10 protein-coding genes are annotated in these 16575 nt (G+C 51.6%); all 10 read right to left on the bottom strand.

Features of this window, described 5'->3' with window-relative positions; translation table 11 throughout:
* Positions 1-263 precede the first annotated feature (263 nt).
* On the bottom strand, positions 264-986 hold the full coding sequence (locus QZQ29_RS05370) for a SprT family zinc-dependent metalloprotease (protein ID WP_296960743.1): 723 nt from the start codon (positions 984-986) through the stop codon (positions 264-266).
* A 67-nt stretch (positions 987-1053) separates the two neighbouring features.
* The gene (gene ftsY / locus QZQ29_RS05365) at positions 1054-2004 is read right to left on the bottom strand and encodes a signal recognition particle-docking protein FtsY (protein WP_296960739.1); all 951 of its coding nucleotides are present in this window, start codon (positions 2002-2004) and stop codon (positions 1054-1056) included.
* A gap of 1118 nt (positions 2005-3122) precedes the next feature.
* Positions 3123-6842 carry a cobaltochelatase subunit CobN gene (gene cobN, locus QZQ29_RS05360; RefSeq protein ID WP_296960737.1) on the bottom strand — a complete coding sequence of 1240 codons (3720 nt, stop codon included), beginning with the start codon at positions 6840-6842 and terminating at the stop codon, positions 3123-3125.
* Positions 6843-6877: 35 nt separating this feature from the next.
* Complete coding sequence (locus QZQ29_RS05355; protein WP_296960734.1) at positions 6878-7834, bottom strand: ABC transporter substrate-binding protein; 957 nt, start codon at positions 7832-7834, stop codon at positions 6878-6880.
* 163 nt (positions 7835-7997) lie between these two features.
* The gene (locus tag QZQ29_RS05350) at positions 7998-10025 is read right to left on the bottom strand and encodes a TonB-dependent receptor (RefSeq protein WP_296960731.1); all 2028 of its coding nucleotides are present in this window, start codon (positions 10023-10025) and stop codon (positions 7998-8000) included.
* A gap of 812 nt (positions 10026-10837) precedes the next feature.
* Entirely contained in the window at positions 10838-11287 is a 450-nt protein-coding gene (sufU, locus tag QZQ29_RS05345; protein ID WP_296960728.1) for a Fe-S cluster assembly sulfur transfer protein SufU, read from the bottom strand.
* Positions 11287-12519: a SufS family cysteine desulfurase gene (locus QZQ29_RS05340; protein ID WP_296960725.1), complete on the bottom strand. Its 1233-nt coding sequence runs from the start codon at positions 12517-12519 to the stop codon at positions 11287-11289. Before QZQ29_RS05340 ends, sufU begins: the two co-directional genes overlap by 1 nt.
* Positions 12519-13562 (bottom strand): SufD family Fe-S cluster assembly protein, encoded by a 1044-nt coding sequence (locus QZQ29_RS05335; RefSeq protein WP_296960721.1) that lies wholly within the window; start codon positions 13560-13562, stop codon positions 12519-12521. The genes QZQ29_RS05340 and QZQ29_RS05335 overlap by 1 nt, the downstream gene beginning before the upstream one ends.
* A 9-nt stretch (positions 13563-13571) precedes the next feature.
* Positions 13572-14984: a Fe-S cluster assembly protein SufB gene (sufB, locus tag QZQ29_RS05330; RefSeq protein WP_296960719.1), complete on the bottom strand. Its 1413-nt coding sequence runs from the start codon at positions 14982-14984 to the stop codon at positions 13572-13574.
* Between the two features lie 2 nt (positions 14985-14986).
* Positions 14987-15730: a Fe-S cluster assembly ATPase SufC gene (sufC, locus tag QZQ29_RS05325; protein WP_296960713.1), complete on the bottom strand. Its 744-nt coding sequence runs from the start codon at positions 15728-15730 to the stop codon at positions 14987-14989.
* Positions 15731-16575 lie beyond the last annotated feature (845 nt).

Genomic DNA, 16575 nt, shown 5'->3' with positions numbered 1-16575 from the left:
GAACCGCCGTATACCGAACGGTACGTACGGTGGTGTGAGAGGGATGAATAATCTCTACTCGATTGCATTTCCATCGCGCCGCAGGCGCGGTTGTACGGTTTTATCTTTTCCCACGGGCGAAGCTCGGTTTTAAAGATTTTATTCAAACTGGCGCCCCTTATTTTTAAAGGCGCCCACCTTCATTTACCATTTACAATTCACCATTTACCATTTCTAACAAGGTGTCCCCCTTGGCCCTCCTGCACCTTCTGCCCCATTTTCTTTCAAATAAACTCCCTTGGATATTCGTACAGTTTCTTTGTTCTTTCCTTATAGTCCGGAAGCCAGTGGGCCATGAGGGCGTGGAAGCGGGGCGTATGGCCTGTTTCCAGGAGGTGGTTCAGTTCGTGCACCACCACGGATTCGATGCATTCTTCCGGTTTGGTGACAAGGTCCAGAGCGAAGGTAAGCTCTCCGGTTGCCACATTGCAGCTGCCCCAGCGGCTCTTGAGGATGCGGACGTTGAAGGAAGAAGGATTCACGCCCATGCGGGGCGCCCAGATTTTGATGTATTTGCCTATCACCTTTTTCAGTTCTTCCTTCATGAGCTTCTTATAGGCTCCCGGAAAATCCCTGGTACGGGGCGTTACCATGATGCAGAGCCTGCCATCCTCCACCGATGCAAAGCTCACAGCGCAATGAAAATAGGCAATAGGGTATTCACTGCCCAGAAAATAGTGTTTTTCTCCAGTACTATAATTATAGTGAGGGATATTGGGCATCTTCGCCAGCTTTTCCTTTATCCAGGCATCCTTGGAAACGACGAAATCTTCCACTGCTTTCAGAGGCATGGCCGCCGGTGCAGACACAAGAATTTTCCCTGTTCTGGAAATCCGAAGATAAATAGCACTTATCCCAGGCGTAAATGTAATGGTCACAGGATAGGAAAATTTCATTGTTCCCTTTTTCGTTGTTTTAATGACTTTTTTCCCAGAATATTTCCTCATATCATTCTCCATGATTTCAAAAATAGAAACAGGGATGCACTATGCACCCCTGCCATTTCAACAAATATTACACCTTTGTGCTTTCCTGCAGCACATGATCGTCCGTTTCAAAGAGAGCCTTTGCGAATTCCTCGGGATTGAAGCGGTCCAGGTCATCTTCCCTTTCGCCCAGGCCGATCCACTTGATAGGCACATGGAGCTCTTCATGGACGGAAAGAACTACGCCGCCCTTGGCAGTACCGTCCAGCTTCGTCAGCACCACGCCGGTGAGCGGAACGATTTCACCGAAATTCTTTGCCTGGCTGATGGCATTCTGTCCGGTGGTGGCATCCAGCACCAGAAGGGTCTGGTGAGGCGCATCGGGAATGACCTTCTTCACCACGCGGCTGATTTTGCCCAGCTCTTCCATGAGGTTCACCTTCGTCTGGAGACGGCCGGCAGTGTCGATGAGCACCACATCCGCTCCTCTGGCCTTGGCGGCGGATACGGCGTCAAAAGCAACCGCTGCGGGGTCCGCCCCTTCCGCATGCTTCACGATATCCGCTCCCGTCCGTTCTGCCCAGATGGTAAGCTGCTCCGACGCAGCGGCGCGGAAGGTATCAGCCGCCGCCAGAAGGACCTTCTTTCCTTCCTTGTGGAGACGGCCGGACAGCTTGCCGATGGTGGTCGTCTTGCCTACCCCGTTCACCCCGACCACCAGAATCACCTCCGGATGGTGGGTATACTCCTCCGCCGCCGTATCGTCCTTCAAAAGCTCCTTCACCGTCTTCTCCATGAAGGGCATAACTTCCTTCGTATTGTGGATGGTACCTTCCGTCACACCCCGGCGGATCTGCCGCATCAGGTAATCCGTGGTGCGGACGCCGATGTCCCCGGACAGGAGCACCATTTCCAAATCTTCCAGGAAATCCTCATCAATCTGGGCATAGCCGATGACTACGCTTTCAATATTCTTGATCAGACTCTGCTTGGTCTTCGTGAGACCCTTCTTGATTTTGTCAAAAAATCCCATGCTCATTCCTCCGAACATACAATAATATATTCTATTGTACCATGAATGACATGGAAATAGGAAAAATAAAGAACAGGGAAACCGATTCTGCCATGGGAAACCACAGAAAAGTCACTTAAACTTTCATGTATCTCTAATACTCATAACTGTCATATTCATGCCCTCAAAATCAGCAAACATAATTTCTATTTTTCCTATTCCCATTTCCCATTTTATCATGTATAATAAAAAACAGATGAGAGTGTGGAAAAGGTCCGGGGAGTGGCCACAAAAAAATACCCGGTTCCTGATCCCGCTGCAAGCCATCTCGCATAGATGAATACATAAGAGCTCCGGGTCTCCAGCCCGTTCGATGCGTTCTGAGTTTTCAAATCCTTTCCGGCCGAGAACTCAAGAAGAAATCAATCGCAGGCGCGATATGAAAGCCTGAAGAAAGCGTCCTTCTATGGATCGGATAGTTTCACCATGGAATCTATCTGTGTGCACGCTTTTTTCAGGCTTTTCGTAGTGGTTTGAAATGAATATATTAAAAAGCACCAGCCTCACAGGGGGCCGGTGCTTTTTTTATAGGGCCTGTGTCGGAATTGAAATTGGAATCATGGGCAGCGAGAAGCCATCATCCGCCCCGCCTTCCGCCATCATCCTGAGCGATAGCGAAGGATCTCGGTAAGAGCAGCCATTGTCTGATATGCAGGTAAATACCAATCGGTGGGGCGATGGCTCTATGATTTCCGCCCTATCCTCCGCCGCCTAACGGCGGCACCTCCTTCCTATGGAAGGAGGCTTGGCATGTGAAACGGCGAAGCAGTGCGGTTATTGACGACGCTATTCTTTTCGAAGGGAGATTTCTCGACTCCGCTTCACTCCGCTCGAAATGACAGGGAGACGGGGTGCCTCTGGTACCATAGGGTGCCAAAGGCTAGATGCGGGGCCGGGTCGGGATTAGAGCCGCAGAGAAACCATCATCTGCCCCGCCTTCCGCCGTCATCCTGAGCGACAGCGAAGGATCTCGGTAAGAGCAGCCATTGTCCGATATGCAGATAAATACCGGTCGGCGGGGCAGCATCCGGTGATTCAACTATTTGATACACTTTCAATCATGCTTTCCCAGCCTTTTTCCTATTCTATTCAGGCTGCGCTCTATCTTCCAGTTCTCCTTCGATATCAAGGTACAGGGACTGCAGCTTGTCCAGGGTTTCATCCGCCGCCTGCCAGAGGCCCCTCTTTTCTGCTTCCAGCAGGGTTTCGGTAATACGCTGCAGAGCCCAGGGGTTTACTTTCTTCATCCAGTCCTGCATATTTCCATCCAGTGCATATTTTTCCGCCAGTTTCTCATACATCCAGTCTTCCATGACCTGACTGGTGGCATCCCACTGGAAGCTGATGGACACGCGGCTGGCCAAATCAGCGGCCCCTTTGTATCCATGTTTCATCATGCCCTTTATGAATTTAGGATTCACCGTTTCCATGCGGAAAACCCTTTTGGCCTGTTCCTGCACGGTGCGCACTTTGATACTGCCCCTATCCGTGCTGTCTCCTTCATAGGAATGGGGCGCCCTGCCGGAGAGGCTCCGCACGGCAGCGATGAGACCGCCGTGGTAGGCATTGTAATCGTCGCTGCTCATCATATTGGTTTCATGGTTGTCTTCATTTTTTACGGTCACATCCATATGGGAAAGCCTTTCCTTGAAAAGCTCCGGTTTATAGGCACCTTTAGACTTACTTCCGTAGGCGTGGCCGCCCCAGCGGACGAAAACGCGGGAGAGGTCATCCAGGTTCTCCCAGTTTTTAGACTCCAGGAGGGCGGATACACCGGCGCCGTAGGTACCGGGTGCATCGCCGAAAATGCGGTAGCATGCCTCCCTCCAGGCCTCTTCAGCAGGCATTCCCTTTTCTTTCATAAGGCCGCTTTCATGAAGGGCATGTTTACGGATGAAATTGTCTTCCTCCTGTTCCGGAAGGGAGGCCGCCAGGAGAACCGCCCGGTCCATGAGGGACACCACCGCCGGCATGGTGTCCCGGAAGAGTCCGCTGATCCGTCCGGTCACATCCAGCCTGGGTCTTTTAAGTTCTGCAAGGGGAATGGGCTCGAGACGCTTTACATAGAGGCTTCCTTTTTCCCAAAGGGGACGGATGCCCATAAGATAAAGAAATTCCGCAATGCACTGGCCGTGGCTTCTCATGTTGGCGCCGGACCAGAAGACCATGCCTATATTTTCCGGATATTTCCCTTCATCCCTGATGTACTGGGCAATCACCTCATCGCCCAGCGCCTTTCCCACTTCCCAGGCCGCTTTGGTGGGAAGCCTTCTGGGATCTATGCCATAGAAATTGATGCCCGCCGGAAGAAGGGATACACCGCCGGCATGGGGCGAACCCGACGGTCCGGGCATGATATATTTCCCTTCGATTCCCTCCAGGGTATGGTCCATTTCATGCTTCGTGCCGGATAGTCTCCTGTAAAGGTCATGGCAGATGAAGAGGGCTATTCCTCTTGCCTTCTCTTTCCATTCTCCGCTTCCTTCTGTCATGAAGTCCAAAGACAGCGCCCTTTCCATCCCCTCTTGGCTGAACTGATTTTCCTGCAGACATTTGACAAACCGGGCCGCTTCATTTCTAATCAGGCCCATCATCTCACTGCCTGTCACGTTTTCCGAAAGAAGCATCTGGGCTTTTCCCGTGAGCTCCTTCACCGAATATCCCCGTTTTTCCGCAAACAGCTCAAAAATGGAGGGAATATCTCCATTGGGCTGCCGCATAAGCTGTAGGATTTCATCGGACAGGATATCTCCTTCCGGCATTCTCCCCAGGATATGAAGGCCCACATGACATTCACTGTTTTTCAGATCTTCTATATACCCGTGAAGCCTGCCCAGATAGGCGGAAAACATTTCTCCTTCCTCATAGGGCACTTCACCGTCCAAACCTGCCTTTTCCGCCAGCCTCCATATCATCGGTTCCAGCCGCTCCGCCGTTTCCGGTTCCGTTTTCAGGAAATGAGCGTATTCGTCCATTTCCTTCTCCAGCTCCGCCAGCTCATCATAGGTGCCGGCATCCGCCATGGGCGCCGGCATATGGTCCACCAGACAGGCACTGCCCCGCCGCTTGGCCTGTATGCCTTCCCCGGTAATGGTCATATGGTAGGGATACACGTTAGGAAGAAAGCCTAATGCCAGATCCGGATAACTGCTGCGGTCAAGGCCTGTCCCTTTTCCCGGCAGCCATTCCAGATTGCCATGGGTTCCTACATGGATGACGGCGTCTGCCTTCCAGATGTCCCTTATCCACTGGTAGTAGGCCAGATACTGGTGGGTAGGGGCGATGTAAGGATCATGGTAGATTTTCGCCGAATCAAATCCATAGCCCCGGGGCGCCTGCACCGTGATGAATACATGACCGTCCGGTACGCCGGGCACCAGGATATTTCCCTTTTCATCCACCATGACAGTCCCCGGCGCCTTTCCCCAGTCCTTTTCCATCTGAACTTTCACGTCATCAGGGAAGGAGCGGAAGAAATCTTCATACTGCTTTGCGCTCACCTTCTCGCAGGCGGCTTCCTGCTCTTCCGTCATCAGGGATATGTCATTGGTGGCACCGGCGGTGATAAGCTCTGCCAGCTCCTTTCCCGATGAAGGCACCCGGTCAATGGCATAGCCCTCTTCCTTCATTCTTTCCAGCAGCAGGCGCACACTTTCCATGCTGTCCAATCCGAAGGCGCTCCCTATGTTGGAATTTTTCGGCGGATAATTATGGAAAATAATGGCAATCTTCTTATCCCTGTTTTTCTTCCTATGAAGATTGGCCCAGGCGTCGGCCTTTTTTACCATGGCAGAAATCCGCTCCCCCAGGGGCCGATATTCCACCTCTCCCGTCTCCTTCACATGCTTGGCCGCTATGGGCACCCCATGGATGATACCGTCAAATTCCGGCATGGTTACGCTGATGGACACCTCCATGGCATTCATGCCTTCCAGAGACTTTCTCCATTCCTCCTCCGGCATGAGCAGGGAATAGCACTGCAGTACAGGGACTCCCATTTCATGGACGGTTTCCCTGGAAATGGAACCGGAAGTGGTGAAGGAGAACTTCATCACATTCACCAGACTATCAATCACCGGCTTCCCATCCTTCATGAAATAGCGGTGAAACACCTCATCCAGCGAAGGCATGCCCAGCTTCGTATCAGGAAGACCGTTGGTAAAGGCAGAAATCACATTGAGATCCTGCCTTTCCGCCTCTTCAATGAAGGCATCCTGGTATTTCGTATCACCCCATATCCATTCATCCCGGTAAAACAGGAAGCCCATCGTCGGGCGGCCCGGAACGCAGAACTTTTCCCGGTACCCATCCAAATCCGTCATATACCGGTCCTTCATGCCCGGATGATACAGGCCTGCCCAGCAGAGCGGGCACGGCACCGCCGGCTTTTCCGCAGAGCCATCAAAAAGAGAAGCGCCATAGAGCCACAGGTTCCTGTAATTTTCCAGTCCGCCGTAGAAACTGTACTCCTTAATGGTCCTGATTTCCTCTTCTCCAATCCACCGCCGGCACTCCTCCTCCGCCGAACCGGCGGCATCCATGTAGTACGGAATCCCCCGGCCCTCCAGGAAAGCCAGGCACTGCTGCCAGAACTTCGTGCGGATGGTATTTCCCATGAATTTAATCATCACCAGGGACGCTCCCTCAAAGGCAGATACATAAGGACCAAAGCTGTCCCCATCGGCAATCTTAATGGTACGACATTCTTCGGCCAGCAAGCCTTCCTGCTGCAGTGACTTCATGGCCCGGTTCATCATGAAATACCGGCGGTCCACATTGGTTGCATAAATGAGTTTCACTGCCATTGATTTTCTCCTAACTGTAAAATGGAAATAGCCATTCACTCCGCATCCTCAAAAAGTTCCGGATACACCGCCCGTGCACTGGCTTCCATGGCATCGGTGATATGCTGGCTCATGACATACTTGTACTTCTCCGGAAAGGGAATGAGCCTTACGTTTTTGACAGCCTTCACGTCACGGTATGCCGGATTTTCCATGATTTCCCGGGCAAATTCCTTCTCATCATCCCCTGCCTTCACCTTCCACACCGGCAGGAGAATCACATCGGGGTCGATTTCCGGCAGGATTTCCAGAGACAAATAGGCATTGGTTCCCTTTGGCACATCGTACCGGGCAGCGCCGTCCTTCACATGGGCCATGGCCAGCACGTCGCTGAAAAGAGTTCCCTTCTTCCCCAGAATCCCACGGAAAGAAAGGCCCAGGGCGCACCTTTCCTGCGACGGGCCAATGGCGGAGAGCTTCTTCTCCAGGGCCGCCCTTTTATCCTCCATGTCCTGCACCATGGACTCTCCGGCTTCCTCCTCATGTACCGCCTTCGCCACGCCCCGCACTTTTTCTTCCATTTCATCCCAGTCTGCCGCCACAAGGGACACATACACCGGCACGCCGGACTGCCAAAGAAGACTGACCAGCTGGGGAGACACCGCGGTGGATGCAACGACCAGGTCCGGCTTCAAAGCCATGATGGATTCTGCATTGAGGTCCGCCTTCCGCCCCACAGCCGCCGCTTCTTCCTTTGTCACAAAGGAAATATCCCGATTGCCTGCATATTTGGAAAGAGCAGTCACCCTTGAAGTATCCACCAGCCCCAGAAGGATTTCATCGGTGCCATAGGTAAGAGACACGATGCGGGAGGGATGGTGGGGAAGGGATACGGACTGGCCTGTATCGTCCACCACCTGCCGCAGGTGGCTTTCCGGCTGTACCTTTCCGCAGCCGGTGAGGAGAAGAGTGCTGAAAAGAAGGGAGAGGAGAAATAGAGCGAAGCGTTTCAAGAGAAACTCCTTTGAAATACAAAGGAAGCGCCGTTTAAGTCAAGGAAACCAAGACAAAATACTCATACTTGCCGCATTAAATCTATGTTTCCCTGCACTCAGGCACTTCCTCATATAATATGACCAGCCCTTATGTCATATATCTTTGTATGAAAATGGCTGTTTAAAACTTATGACGATAGGACAGAAGGAAAGTGGTAGGCGTTGAATAATATTCACTGGATGTGTGAGATGTCACATCTTCCCTGTTCAGAATATTATCCACCGTCAAAATAATATCATCAGACTTGTTGGGTGAATATTTAGCAAAGAAAGATGTAAGCAGATAGGGCTTTACATCATAGGAATGGGCACTGGTAGGTGTCATGACCCTGTCAGCCAGATAACTGAAATTCAATGCCGTTTCCCATTTATTCTTTGTATAATCCACGCCGCCATTCAAAAGGATTCTTCCATAATGGCGGTCCCAATAGGTTTTAGCAGTCTTTTTCTGCGATTTTTCTTTAGTTTTCGGATTCTGGTAAGTAAATCCGGCATGCCAGCCAAACCCGTTCTTTTCCTGCCCTTTCACCGTCAATTCCAGTCCTTTATTCTTGAAATCCTCATTGACTGTATCCCAGTAATCCTGACCGGTCTGCTTTGAGAAAGAAATATCATCCTTAATTCTTTCGGTAAACAGGGCTGCCTTGTACTGTCTATGTTCCGTTTCCATTTTCCATCCAATTTCATAGTGGGTCCCCTTCTGCGGTTTCAGGTCGGGATTCCCAATAATACGGTCCGGTGAAGAAATATCATATCTGGAATGCAGCTGGCGAAGGGTAGGCAGTACGAAGGACTGACCAAAGCCGGCATAGATGCTCTGGTTGTTATTCAGCTTATGCAGGTACTGTGCCTGGGTGCTGAAATTGTGATACTGTTTCTTTCCTCCCGTGGTCCATGTACCGCGGCCGCTCAAGGTAAAGGTGTCCTTCGGTGTGATATTTCTGTTCCATGAGCCAAAGGCTGCATAAATATTTCTGCCTTCACTGATTTCTCTATCCAGAGCGCTGGTGGCACCGGGGTCATGGTTCTTATATTCTTCCCGAACCAGGGATGTCCCCAGCAGGAAGGTCTGTTTGTCCTTCTGGTCCCACACCTTTTGAAAATCATAGCCATAGGTCTTATTCTTTTCCTTGCTATAGCTTCTATATTTGGGATTATCCGGTTTATACGGCGAAGCCGTGGAACTGTAGAAATTGGTCTGGTGAGTGGCAAGGGAGTTATAGTTATAGAAAACATGGCCGCTGAAGCCATCCATATCATGAAGATTTAACTGGATAAAATCTCCATCTCTTTCAAATTTGGTCTTATACCGAGTCTGACCATTCAGGCCCGCATATTTATTTCCCTCCGGTATCCCGCTGTACTTATAGGACCAGCGATTGGTGGATTCATTATGGTTGTAAAGCAAATCCAGCTTGTCATTGAATTGATACATGGCATTGAAATTGTTCTTTTCAGAACCTCTGAATTTCTGCTGCATATGGACCGGGAAAAGGGTGACTGTCTTCCCATTCTTCTTTGTAGTCACCTTTGTATTATAATCGGAGACCTTATCAATGGTCCCCCATTTATTGTAATCATAGGCAAAGGAGAAGCTGCCCGCATTGGCTGAAACCTTATAGCTCTGTCTGCCACGGTTGCCCCAGCCTGCCTCTACCTGATTATCCAGTTTTTTCTTCGTAATGATATTAATGACACCGCCGGTAGCCTGGCTGCCGTACATCACCGCACCGCCGCCATGGACCACTTCTACCCGGGATACCGCACTGGTCGGAATATTTTCCAGATTATAAAGATTTCTCCAGTTGATAGGAGTCCCGTTAACCATAACCACCGTTCCATTTTCAACGCCTCGCATCACAATTTTGCTGGTCATGGAAGAGTTGGACGCCCCGTTGGGCCCCATGCCGGAGGTAACCACGCCATCCAGATATCCTAAAGCCACAGACATATTATCTGCACCGGTTGCGGCAATGTCTTTTCCAGTAAATGTCTGTGTAGTGGCAGGCACATCAACGTCCTTTTTCTCATAACGCTGTGCCGTTACGGTAATCGGATTCAGTTCATACACCTGCTCTGCGGAAGCGCCGGTCCAACCGGTGCAGGCAAGAGCAATCCCCAGGGCTGCATACTTGATTTTCTGATTCATACATATCCTCCCGTTGTTTTTGAATATAAAAAAAGAGAACTGAAAAAAAGCGCAGTGCGCTCCAGTTCTCAAATTCCCCATAATAATATGCAAAAGTCTTAATGTATTACCTTATTATTATAATTATTATTCAATCTTTATTCATTATCCTCTTCTTTTATTTTATTGTCAAATATCAATGTGCAATTTTTTATGCTCTTTCATGCCCTATCCTCTGCTGCCTATGGTGGAGGAGCAGTCCAGCCATTTACATTGCTATGCTTTTCGAAGGGAGATTTCTCGACTACCGTTCACTGGCTCCATGAAAAATGATACTCACTCCGTCATGTACCTCCGCTCGAAATGACAGGGCGGCGGGGTGTCTCTGGTGCTATAGGGGGCTAAAGCGGGGCCGGGTCGGGATTAGAGCCGCAGAGAAACCTTCAAACGCCCCGCCTTCCGCCGTCATCCTGAGCGACAGCGAAGGATCTCGGTAAGAGCAGCCTTTGTCTGATATGCAGGCAAATACCGGTTGGCGGGGCGGCGGCTCTATGACTTCCGCCCTATTCTCCGCCGCCTAACGGCGGCACCTCCTTCCCGTGGAAGGAGGCTTTGGTAATGCAGTGGAATAAAAAAGCATGGTCCCCAGGGGTTCCATGCTTTTTCTGTATTAGGGAAGCACTGATTAATTCATAGAGTTTGCTTTTATAAGAATTTTCATGCACTGCTTCGTCATGAGGCTCCTTAAATAGCTCGCTATTCACGTCGCCTCATTCCTTGCATTGCATAAAAATTCAAGAATAAAAGCAAACAACGATTTAATCAGCGCTTCCCTAGTTGTTTTTCAGCTGTTTTTCCACTTTTTCCAGTGCCATTTCCAAGGTGTGCCAGCCCAGGGTGGCGCATTTGACGCGGACGGGCATCTGGGAGATATCTTTCAGGGTGATGGCGGCTTCCAGTTCTTCCAGCTTAGAGTCGTCGGTGACTTTGCCGCGAATCATGTCGAGGAAGAGGCGGCAGAGGCGGAGTCCTTCTTCCACGGTTCTTCCCTGGAGAAGTTCGGCCATCATGGCGGTGGAGGCCTGGCTGATGGCGCAGCCGGAGCCGGTGTAGGCGAGGTCGGTGATGATGCCGTTTTCTACTTTGGCTTCGATGTCGATGTCGTCGCCACAGCTGGGGTTATGGCCGTGTTCGTGGACGGTGGGGCTTTCGATTTTGCGTTTATTGGTCTTATCTCTGTTGTATTCCAGGATAAGGTCGGTGTAGAGCTGTTTTAATTCCATCAGTCGTCGTACCCCATCACTTTCCGAACGTCCTTCAGTTCCTTGAGGAAATAGTCCACTTCGTCCACGGTGTTGTAGAAATAGAAGGAGGCGCGGCAGGATGCGTTGATACCCAGGTAGTAGTGGAGGGGTTCGGCGCAGTGGTGGCCGGTGCGGATGCAGATGCCCTTGGCGGAGAGAATCTGGGCCACGTCGTGGGGATGGACGCCTTCCACTTCAAAGGCCACGAGGCCTTCTTTTTCTTCGGGATTTGTGGGCCCGATGATGTGGATGAAGGGGAGTTTCTTCATACCTTCCAGGCACCTGGTGACGAGTCTTCTTTCCTGGGCCCTGATTTCATCGTAGCCGATGGCTTCCACGTACTTGATGGCAGCCACAAGGCTTACGGCACCTTCCACGTACTGTGTGCCTGCTTCAAATTTGGCGGGCAGTTCGGCGAAGGTGGTTTCCTGTTCGTGTACGTCTTCAATCATGTCGCCGCCCATCAGGAAAGGTTCCATGTCGCTGAGCAGTTCTTCTCTTCCGTAAAGGACGCCGATGCCACCCATGGAGCACATTTTGTGGCCGGAGAAGGCGAAGAAATCGCAGCCCAGGTCCTGGACGTCCACTCTCTTATGGGGCGTGGACTGGGCGCCGTCGAGAACGACGATGGCGCCGTGGGCGTGGGCTCTTTCAATAAGGGGCTTGGGGTCGAAGTCGATGCCCAGTACGTTGGACACTTTGGCAAAGGCGAAGAGTTTCACCCGGGGGTCGTCGATTTTCTTCAGTTCTTCTTCCGGGAAATGGCCGGTTTTCTTATCTACATAAATATAGTCCAGCACGGCGCCGGTTTTCTGTGCCACCCGCTGCCAGGTGACCAGGTTGGAGTGGTGCTCTGCAATGGTGATGAGGATGTGGTCTCCCTTGTGGAGATGGGTTTCGCCGTAGGAGCGGGCCACCAGGTTCAGGGATTCGGTGGTGTTCCTTGTATAGATGATTTCCTTTGCACTTTTGGCGTTGAGGAATTTCCGCACCACTTCCTTGGAGGTGTCGTAGGCTTCGGATGCGGAAATGGCGAAGATGTGGGCGCCTCTGTGGGGGTTGCCGTTTTCATGGAGCACATAGTCCGCCACGGCGTTCACCACGGGCAGGGGCCTCTGGGTGGTGGCGGCGTTGTCGAAGTAGACGATCTGATGGCCGTTCACCTTTGTATTGAGGATGGGGAAATCTTTTCTGATTAATTCGCTGTTCATTATATCTCCTTCGAATCCAGTTTCTGCCTGAGTTCTGTAATAATTTCTTCTCTCACCGATTTATCCATGCCGTCGATGATGGGGCGGATGAGGGCTTCGATGACGATTCTCCTGGCTTCTTCCAGGGAAAAGCCGCGGCTCATGAGGAAATAAATGGTGTCGGCGTCCAGCTGTCCTGCGCTGGATGCATGATTTCCCTGAACGTCGTCTTCCGTGCAGAGGAGGAGGGGCAGGGAAATATTTTTGGTCTTCGGGGAAAGCTGGATGGCATAGTCCCCTTCGTCACCGACGGAGCCGCTGCAGCCTTTTTTGAAATTCAGGGTGCCCCGGAAGATTTTTTTCGATTCATCGTCCAGTGCACCTTTCACGTCGATTTCCGCATGGGTCTTCCTGCCCACATGGTCGATGTGGTAGAAGAAATCGAGGTGCTGCTTTTTCGTTCCCGCATACACCGCTTTTTCCGTCATGGCGGCATGGTCTCCGGCAAGGAGGCCGTAGCTGTGAACATAAATATTTTCTCCACCCAGTTCGGCGGCGGAGAAATCGGCACGGGCCCCTTCTGCCAGCACAGTGTGGCGCTGGTCGAAAACTGCCACACCGGAAAGGCCCGTTTCCAGACGGGATACCTTGAGGCAGGCGTTTTCGGAAAGGTCATAGTAGGCCCCTGCCAGGCAGGTGCCCTTCTTCGTCTCTCCCTTCAGTACCCAGACGAGGTTCAGGGATGCTTCCTTTTCCAGATGGAAGAGGAAGGTGCCTGCAAAGTCCGATACATCGCCGTCGCCGGAAAGGGTGATGGTGAGATCCGCCTTTTCGCCGGCGGGGATGGTAATGGTATAGTGACTGCCCTTTTCCAGAGCTTTCACCGTTTCTTCAGAGGCGCCCCTGAAGTTTTCAGGAAGGGCGCCGCCTTCCTTCACATGGGAAAGGTCTGAGAAGACAGGCCTGTTTCCCTTCTCCGGCGCTTCAAAGGCCACGGGAGTGTCGTTGGTGTGAAGGTAACGGTATGTGAGGAGAGGCAGCCGGTTGATTCTGATGTCTTCCATAATGCCTCCTTATCCTATGGCCCCTTCGAATTCAAGATCGATGAGGCGGTTCATTTCTACAGCGTATTCCAAGGGAAGGGCTTTGGAAATGGGTTCTGCAAAGCCCCGAACCAGCATGGCCTTGGCGTCTTCTTCCGTAAGGCCCCGGCTCATGAGGTAGTAAATGTCCTCGTCCGGAATGCGGCCGATTTTGGCTTCATGGCCCAGGTCGATATCATCGTTTTCGATGATAATATCGGGGATGGTGTCGGAGCGGGACTCATTGTCCAGCATAAGGGATTCGCAGCTGATGGAACCCTTGGTACCCCGGGCGTTGGGCCCGATATACACCACGCCCCGGTAAATGGCGGTGCCGCCGGCCTTGGAAATGGATTTGGAGTTAATGGTCATGGACACGTCTTTCCCCAGGGCTTCCACCTTGGAGCCGGTATCCAGGAACTGTCCCTTGCCGGCAAAGGTGATGCCGGTGAATTCGCAGGTGGAGCGGTCCCCTTTGAGCACGGTGTCCGGATAGAGGCAGGACGTATGGGATCCGAAGGATCCGGATACCCAGATCATATGACCGTCCTCTTCCACCAGGGATTTCTTGGTGTTCAGGTTATACATGTTCTTCGACCAGTTTTCAATGGTGGAGTAACGGAGGGTGGCTCCCTTCTTCACGAAGAGTTCCACCGCCCCGGCGTGGAGGTTGGCCACATTGTAGCGGGGAGCGGAGCAGCCTTCGATGAAATGGCAGGTGGCCCCTTCTTCTACGATAATGAGGGTATGCTCAAACTGGCCTGCCCCCGGCGCATTGAGCCGGAAATAGCTCTGCAGGGGCATCTTCACATGGACGCCCTTCGGCACGTAGACAAAGGAACCGCCGGACCATACGGCGTAGTGAAGGGCTGCAAATTTATGATAGTTCGGGGTGATGAGTTTTCCGAAATAGGGTTTAATCAGTTCCGGGTACTTCTTCACCGCCGTTTCAAAGTCAACATAAATGACTCCCTGTTCCTCCAGTTCTTTCTGGATATTGTGGTACACCACTTCGGAGTCATACTGGGCGCCTACACCGGCAAGAGATTTCTTTTCCGCTTCCGGAATACCCAGCCGGTCGAAGGTTTCCCTGATATTTTCCGGCAGGTCTTCCCAGCGGGCCTTCATGTCCGTCTTCGGGCGGACGTAGGTATCGATGTGCTCCATATCCAGCTCCGAAATATCCGGCGCCCAGGGCGGCACATCCAGTTTGTTGTAGATTTCCAGGGCCTTCAGCCGCTTTTCCAGCATCCATTCCGGTTCATCCTTTTCTCTGGAGATTTCCCGGATCACGTCTTCCGTGAGGCCCCTGTCTGCCTTGTAGGAATACTCCACCCTATCCTTCACATCATAGATACTGCGGTTGATATCCTCTACCTGGCTCTTTTTCTTTTCTTCAGCCATGACTACACCTCACTGCGGTATGCATCAAAGCCGTTGGTTTCGATTTCATCCACCAGCTCCGGTCCGCCTTCCTTCACAATGCGGCCGTCGATGAGGACATGCACGTATTCGGGGGTGATGAACTTCAGAATCTGGTTCAGATGGGTAATGATGAGAAGGGAATTATTCTCATTGTGGTATTCGGAAATATTCTTGGAAACGATGCGCACTGCGTCCACATCGAGGCCCGAGTCCGTTTCATCCAGCATGGCCAGCTTCGGGTCCAGAATACGCATCTGCAGGATTTCACTCTTCTTCCTTTCGCCGCCGGAGAAACCGTCATTGAGATAACGGTCAGCGTAGGACGGATTCATTTCCAAATCCTCCATCCTTGCCTTCATAAGGCGCTTGAAAGGAAACAGCCGCTGCTGTTTACCGGAAATGGTGGTCTTCGCGGTGCGGATGAAATTCTCCATGGTAATGCCTGCCACGGAAATAGGGTTCTGGAAGGACAGGAAAATGCCCAGCTTTGCCCTTTTATCAACAGACAGGTCAGTAATCTCCTGTCCTTCGAAATAAATATGTCCCTCAGTCACCTTGTAAACAGGATTTCCCATGATGGCATGAAGCAGCGTCGACTTGCCTGCCCCGTTAACACCCATAATTACATGGACTTCCCCCTTGTTTACGGTGAGGTTAATGCCGTGGAGGAGTTCTTTCCCGCCTACGGAAACGTGGAGATTCTCCACGCGCAGCAATTCACTCATTTGATCACCTCATAATATATTGTAATCTGCATGCGTCAGGAGACGTATACAATTGAAATCTTATTCCATTTTATATTATTTATCTCTATATGTAAATACGCCGGCGCCGTGGAAACTGCTTCCTTCCTGCCTTTTCCCCCTGCGGCGTCACATCCTATCTAACTTTTTCAATATGTAATCCTTTCCATACGGATTTAGGGAAGATAAATGATAATATTGTATATAGAAGGTTCTTAGGTTTGACCGGCCTTTGGCGCCGAGGGTTGTGGTATCGCCCTTTTGACAGCGCCTTTAGCGCTGAGGGTTCTGAAGTTTGACGGGGCTCTCGCCCCGAAGGTTCTTAGGTTTGACAGCCCTTCGGGCTGAGGGTTGTGGTATCGCCGCTTCGCGGCGATGAGTATATAATGCCTTGCGGCAATTTTCGGAACTATCCCCACCGCTTCGCGGCATATTAAAAAGGGGCACGCCTGACGGCGCAGGTTGGGGCCGCCTGACGGCGGCGGGTTGTGTAGAAGGGTTGTGTTCGCTGGCGCTCAAGGGGAAGGTGGCGGCTTTGCCGCAGTTTATAGCCTTCTTCCTTAGGAAGGAGGTGGCGCCGCAGGCGACGGAGGATAGGGGCGTCAGGTCTCTCGCTGAATTTCCGAACCTATCCTCAGGGCTTCGCCCAGCTCCTTCCTGAGGAAGGAGCCTGCGTTACGGGATTAACTTTATTCTCATATGTTACGGGCAGCATTACGGAGAATTGGCCGCTAGCATCGGTCAGCCGACTAAAAGGAAGGCCTCTTATTGGGCAGGCTAGAGGCCAACTTCGGCTGACTTGGAGGTCCTATGCAGGACCTCCACAG

The organism is uncultured Dialister sp. (genome assembly GCF_900538805.1).
Taxonomy (GTDB): Bacteria; Bacillota; Negativicutes; order Veillonellales; family Dialisteraceae; genus Dialister.
Note: the sequence above shows the minus strand (reverse complement) of the source record. Positions and strands in the feature narration are given on the sequence as shown.